The following is a 4,879-nucleotide window of genomic DNA, read 5'->3' as shown; positions in this document are numbered from 1 at the left end:
TGCACTTGTTTGCCCTCCTTTATTATTTTGTGGTGATTTAATTTTAGGTGATAGGGAAAACAAGTGCTATCTTTTTGCACAAAAATATCCATTGAGGAGGTTACTCCCCAACGGATATTATAGAGCCGAACTTTTCCGCAATGGAGGATGCCGCCCCCGATTTCGATAAGAGCTCACCGACCAAGGATCCCAGGAGGAACATAATTAAGTAATTTGCGATAAATCCCGTCATGGCCGGCGCGTAGCCATCCATAAAACCGGGCCAAATGTCGAAACGGTTGAACAAGAAAATAACCAGCGATGCGAACAAGGATACAGGCAACACGTGGTAGCCTTTAAATACCATGACCACCAGTATGGCCAGTGCAATCAACAAGCCCATAGCTCCCATAAATAATTCCTACCTTTCCATAATCTGACGATATACCTAATCGCTTCCTTTCTATTTTTCGTCCGAGGTTGTCGTAAAAAAATAGAGTGTCCGCCTATCGCCTTCGTTGAATTTTGTTTATAATGAACTATAAACAGTGTATCAAGAGTTGCTTGTTATGAAAAAGACAGATATGTAATGGTTTTCATAATCTGAAGTTATATGTAATTTGCATTTTATTTATGGAGGGTGCCATGATCGATCTCCAACGAATCGCCTATTTTATCGCCATCGTCGAACACGATTTCAATATTACTAAGGCCGCCCAGGATCTGTTTATCTCCCAGCCGGCCTTGAGCAACGCCGTCAAAACCATGGAGCGGGAAAGCGGGCTCTGCCTCTTCGAGCGAAGCAAGGGCCGCTACACCGCTCTGACGCCGGGGGGAAAGTATCTATACGACGAGGGCAAGCTCCTCTTGGCCCGCCACGAAAAAATCATGAATCAACTGCAGCGCATCGGCAATCGCTACACCCATTCCGTATCCATTGCCGCGCCGCCCTTTCTCCTGCGGAGCTACATGGCTTCCATTCTCTTTTCGTTGCAGGCGAAGTTTCCCACGACGGAATTTCTCTTTCACGAATACGATCAGGAGGCCATTAAGGAAGGGCTTCTGGATCTTTCCGTGGACATGGCCCTTATGACCGAGCCCAACGACTTCGACAGCGTGGGCATTCGCACGACGCGCATCGACCACCGAAAGTTCGCCGCCATTCTTTCAAAAAACCATCCCCTCGCCGGAAAAACGATTCTGCAGTGGGAAGACATCGCCCACTACCCCCTCTCAATCCCCGGCAATCGCTACGCCACCTATTCCCTGATACAAAGCGCTCTTCGCGCCCGGGGGCTCGAGCCCCGCGTGGCCCTGGCGGGATCCGTGTGGGACTTCCAGGTCACCACCCTTATCGGCACGGACTACATCAGCCTTATGCCGGAGATCGTGCGGGACTTCTTCACAAAAGAAATGGTAGATAACCTGGTGATGATCCCCATTCAGGATTCCGTGGATTGGCGCGTGGTCTTCTGCGAAAATTCCGCGGCCCACAATGGCGACGCCATAAGCGCCGTGCGCAGCTACCTCCTGGAGATCTTGCCCCGGGCCCTCGAGTAAACTTTGACAAAACCCCATGGTGTGCCCATGGGGTTTTTTCAACAAAAAACGGACGCCTCAGCGTCCGCCTTTTTTCAGAATATAGGAAGGTGTCATTATTTTAGTATTCTTGTATTGCTTTGTTCATGACAAAGTATTTCGCTAAGTCAAATAAGAAAAAGCGCACTTTCGACAACAAGATGTTTTCGTAGCATTTCCAGTAACCGACGAATCGATGGTGTCGCCTCTGGCTGAAGGCTTCCACGTCGGAGACCGGATAACCGAGAAAGATGCCGATTTCGTCGGGACAGCCAATTAAAAACCGTGTTTTTAATTCCGCAATGGCTTCGTCCGCGTTGGCGTAATCATAGCCGCGATTCTTTAAGAAAGCTCGGCATCGTTTGTCTGTCAGTCTGTGTTCAAGTCGTTTTCGATCGTAAAAGTAGAGAAGCAAACTGCCCTTGGGATTGATCAGCTCCGCATACGCAAGGGGTATGGCATGCTTGATGCTTTCGTCCTGCGCCCAACACCGGGTTAGATCTCTTGAAGGATTGACTAAGTTAACCAGAGTTCCGGTCTTTCCGCAAAAAACCGTGGGCGCCGTATAGGCTTTTAAAATCGCTTCCAGGTAGTCTCGATCGTTGCATGTATCGCATTGGTTTAGGTAACGAACCGTGGAGTCATTGAGCTTACGCTTCACATAATGCGCGAGCACTTTCTTGGCACTCCTTCACGCCGTCTTCGTCCGGCTCACCTTTACAGATCACGGTGGCGACATACGCGGGGCCGAGTCCTCGAACTTCGTCCTCCCAAGTTTCCATCCATTCGCCGTCCGCCCAATCGTAGGAGCCGAAAAGCAGCACATATTTTCCTTTTAACAGGGGATTCACATCGTCCATGAAGGGTCGCATGGTGGTTTCTTCCAGCTCTTCTGCACCCATAGCCGGACAACCGAACGCGATCCTGTCTGCATCTTTTACCATGGCCTCTGTTGCATCGGCAGCTTCAATTAAAGAAGCTTCTTGACCGGCGGCTTCGATGCCTTTGGCGACTGCCTTCGCCATGGCTTCGGTGTTGCCGGTTCCCGACCAGTAAATTACAGGAATCAAAATTCCTCCTTTCTACCTTGCGGCACGTTCACGCTGCACGCATTGGCATAAACGACAGAATCACCTGAATATGTACCGCAAAGAATGATTTGATAATTCGTATCGTTTACATTGATTATTATAGCGGGCACTTCGAATTTTTGCAAGGGTTTTTCGAAACTTTTTGAGATTTATTTTCAACTATTTCTTCAGCCCCTTGTTTCCGCGGTTTTTAAGCCTATAATTTTCACGCAGGGGTTCGATTTTTTATGACTTTTCCGATTTTTGATCGAAATTTCTTCCCGCGAGATTCGATTTTTACGTCTTTTCCATTTGATAGAAAGCTGTTCGGGCGCGGACTGATTTCATCGTCTTCTCGATTCCCCGTCTCCTCATCAACCGCCTTCGCGCTTTTTTCTTTTTCAACCTCCCCCTTTCCGCAGCTTCTCTGTTTTTATTTTTCTTCGCTTTATCTTTCCCGGCTTTCTTTTTCCACACGGCGATCATTTCTTTTCTGTTTCTTTACGTTTTTCGCTAATTATTTATTGTTTATCATTAAATAACGGGTATAATGAAAACAGGAGGTGGACATGAAACGATTACAAACCACATTTATCGCCGTCACTTTGGCGGCGGCCATGCTTTCGACGAGCGCCTTCTTCGCCATCGTCGGCTCCGCCTTAGGAAAAGCATGGGTTCTTAAAGACAGCTCATTCACCATTTTTCTGCCCCTGATCCCGGCCTGCCTCGCCTTTTGGAGCGCGAGCGGCGCCTTTCTTCTCGCGGGACTGGCCTTCGGCCTCTACACCACCTATTTGTACGCCAAAGGCCGCCTCTTTACCGCCGCCATGGTTCGCGGCCTGGAGCGGGTGGGCCTGTGCTTTTTAGGCGCCTGCCTGAGCTTTTTGCTTCTCGCCATTTACCTGGCCGTAAACATGCAACTCGCCGCCCTCTTTCTGCTCTTCTTTCTCCTCGCCGCCCTCCTCGCGGCGGCGGCCCTCTTTTTCTTCCTCTTGGCCGATGCGGTGGACGAAGGCCGCCGTCTGCGAGAAGAAAACGACCTGACCATATGAGGTGCGCCATGATTTGTGTGGATTTAGATCTAATGCTCGCCAAACGAAAAATGACCCTCACGGAATTGTCTCAGGCGGTGAACGTGAGCCTGCCCAATCTCTCTATCTTAAAGACGGGAAAGGCCAAGGCCATTCGTTTTTCCACCCTTTCGGCCATTTGTGAGGCCCTGGATTGTCAGCCCGGAGATATTTTGCGCTACGAAGGAGGCGATGTGAATGACGCGGACTAATGGATTGAAAATTTTGGGCGCCCTCTTTCTTGTGGGGCTCGCGGCGATTATTATTTTCTCCGACGCCACGCCCCGGACAATCAAGGCCATGAACCACGCCTTTCACACCCACGTCACGGGACGGGCCGTCTGCGTGGACGATGTGAAAAAGCCGCCGGATTTTCTCGGCGACGGCGTAAGCTACACGATTTATAAATTAAATGACGAGGACATGGCGCAGCTAAATCAGGATTTAAAAAAGACGAGAGCTTTTTCCGCGAACAGCGAGATCGGAAGGAAAGTGGACTCGGCGCTGAATTGGGCGAAACAGGTGCAACCGGGCATTAAAGCGCCCGCCCTGTCATTTCCTAACTGTCGCTACTACTTCGTAGACCGATCCCCGGGCGGACCGGTGGATTATATCTCCAATTACGACGCCCTGGTGGTGGATGAGGAGAATCTGCTGATTATGTATCTGGTCTACGACACTTAAAAGATATCACGCACTCTTCGGAGTATCCGAAAAGAGGGCTACCGCTTCAAGCACGGCAGCCCTCTTTTTTATTTAGCCTCTTCATTTCAACCACAACAAGAGACTTGCCTCTTCTATTGTGTCGCTCTTTTTTCCTTTTATGCGCACAAAAAAACACACGCCGTCATTAGATCAGCGTGCGTTTTTTGTGTGACCGGCAATTTCCTACTCTCCCAGGTCGTTACCAACCAAGTACCATCGGCGTTAAGAGGCTTAACTTCTGTGTTCGGCATGGGTACAGGTGTGTCCCTCTTGCTATCGTCACCGGACGAACCAAGTGCATATACAATCTCTTTTGGTCAAGTCTTCGACCGATTAGTATCTCTTAGCTGCATACATTGCTGTACTTCCACCTGAGACCTATCTACCTCGTAGGCTACAAGGGGTCTTATCATTACTGAGGGAAATCTCATCTCGAGGGGGGCTTCGTGCTTAGATGCTTTCAGCGCTTATCCCTTC

7 protein-coding genes and 2 rRNA genes are annotated in these 4,879 nt (G+C 49.5%); 4 read left to right on the top strand and 5 right to left on the bottom strand.

Going from position 1 to position 4,879, the window contains the following annotated elements; translation table 11 throughout:
* Window positions 1-100: 100 nt before the first annotated feature.
* A complete protein-coding gene (locus tag DG046_RS09530; protein ID WP_108832257.1) occupies window positions 101-391 on the bottom strand; it encodes a hypothetical protein in 291 nt (96 codons plus the stop codon).
* 233 nt (window positions 392-624) lie between these two features.
* On the opposite strand from DG046_RS09530, the gene DG046_RS09525 reads away from it, so the two are divergent.
* The gene (locus DG046_RS09525; RefSeq protein WP_159082122.1) at window positions 625-1,539 is read left to right on the top strand and encodes a LysR family transcriptional regulator; all 915 of its coding nucleotides are present in this window, start codon (window positions 625-627) and stop codon (window positions 1,537-1,539) included.
* A 100-nt stretch (window positions 1,540-1,639) separates the two neighbouring features.
* Here the strand turns inward: DG046_RS09525 and DG046_RS09520 are convergent, their stop codons facing one another.
* Both DG046_RS09520 and DG046_RS09515 read right to left on the bottom strand, forming a co-directional pair.
* Window positions 1,640-2,233, bottom strand: a complete 594-nt coding sequence (locus tag DG046_RS09520; protein WP_108832255.1) for a DUF3793 family protein — start codon at window positions 2,231-2,233, stop codon at window positions 1,640-1,642.
* Complete coding sequence (locus DG046_RS09515; RefSeq protein ID WP_417878540.1) at window positions 2,208-2,627, bottom strand: flavodoxin; 420 nt, start codon at window positions 2,625-2,627, stop codon at window positions 2,208-2,210. The genes DG046_RS09520 and DG046_RS09515 overlap by 26 nt, the downstream gene beginning before the upstream one ends.
* A gap of 569 nt (window positions 2,628-3,196) precedes the next feature.
* Between DG046_RS09515 and DG046_RS09505 the strand changes: the two genes are divergently transcribed.
* From DG046_RS09505 to DG046_RS09495, 3 genes are read left to right on the top strand one after another with little or no spacing between them, the layout of a single operon-like run.
* Window positions 3,197-3,679: a DUF2975 domain-containing protein gene (locus DG046_RS09505; RefSeq protein ID WP_108832252.1), complete on the top strand. Its 483-nt coding sequence runs from the start codon at window positions 3,197-3,199 to the stop codon at window positions 3,677-3,679.
* Between the two features lie 8 nt (window positions 3,680-3,687).
* A complete protein-coding gene (locus DG046_RS09500; protein WP_108832251.1) occupies window positions 3,688-3,909 on the top strand; it encodes a helix-turn-helix domain-containing protein in 222 nt (73 codons plus the stop codon).
* Window positions 3,896-4,381, top strand: a complete 486-nt coding sequence (locus DG046_RS09495; RefSeq protein ID WP_108832250.1) for a hypothetical protein — start codon at window positions 3,896-3,898, stop codon at window positions 4,379-4,381. Before DG046_RS09500 ends, DG046_RS09495 begins: the two co-directional genes overlap by 14 nt.
* Window positions 4,382-4,572: 191 nt before the next feature.
* Here DG046_RS09495 and rrf read toward each other — a convergent pair.
* Both rrf and DG046_RS09485 read right to left on the bottom strand, forming a co-directional pair.
* Window positions 4,573-4,689: ribosomal RNA gene (gene rrf, locus DG046_RS09490) — 5S ribosomal RNA — on the bottom strand.
* Between the two features lie 26 nt (window positions 4,690-4,715).
* Window positions 4,716-4,879 (bottom strand): 23S ribosomal RNA (locus DG046_RS09485); the annotation flags it as partial.

Source organism: Aedoeadaptatus coli (assembly GCF_900343085.1).
GTDB lineage: Bacteria > Bacillota > Clostridia > Tissierellales > Peptoniphilaceae > Aedoeadaptatus > Aedoeadaptatus coli.
The sequence above is the reverse complement of the archived record's forward strand: the minus strand, read 5'-3'. Positions and strand labels throughout refer to the sequence as shown.

Coding starts and splice junctions, on each gene's coding strand:
- DG046_RS09530 (WP_108832257.1), bottom strand. CDS start 391: ATGGGAGCTATGGGCTTGTTGATTGCACTGGCCATACTGGTGGTCATG.
- DG046_RS09525 (WP_159082122.1), top strand. CDS start 625: ATGATCGATCTCCAACGAATCGCCTATTTTATCGCCATCGTCGAACAC.
- DG046_RS09505 (WP_108832252.1), top strand. CDS start 3,197: ATGAAACGATTACAAACCACATTTATCGCCGTCACTTTGGCGGCGGCC.
- DG046_RS09500 (WP_108832251.1), top strand. CDS start 3,688: ATGATTTGTGTGGATTTAGATCTAATGCTCGCCAAACGAAAAATGACC.
- DG046_RS09495 (WP_108832250.1), top strand. CDS start 3,896: ATGACGCGGACTAATGGATTGAAAATTTTGGGCGCCCTCTTTCTTGTG.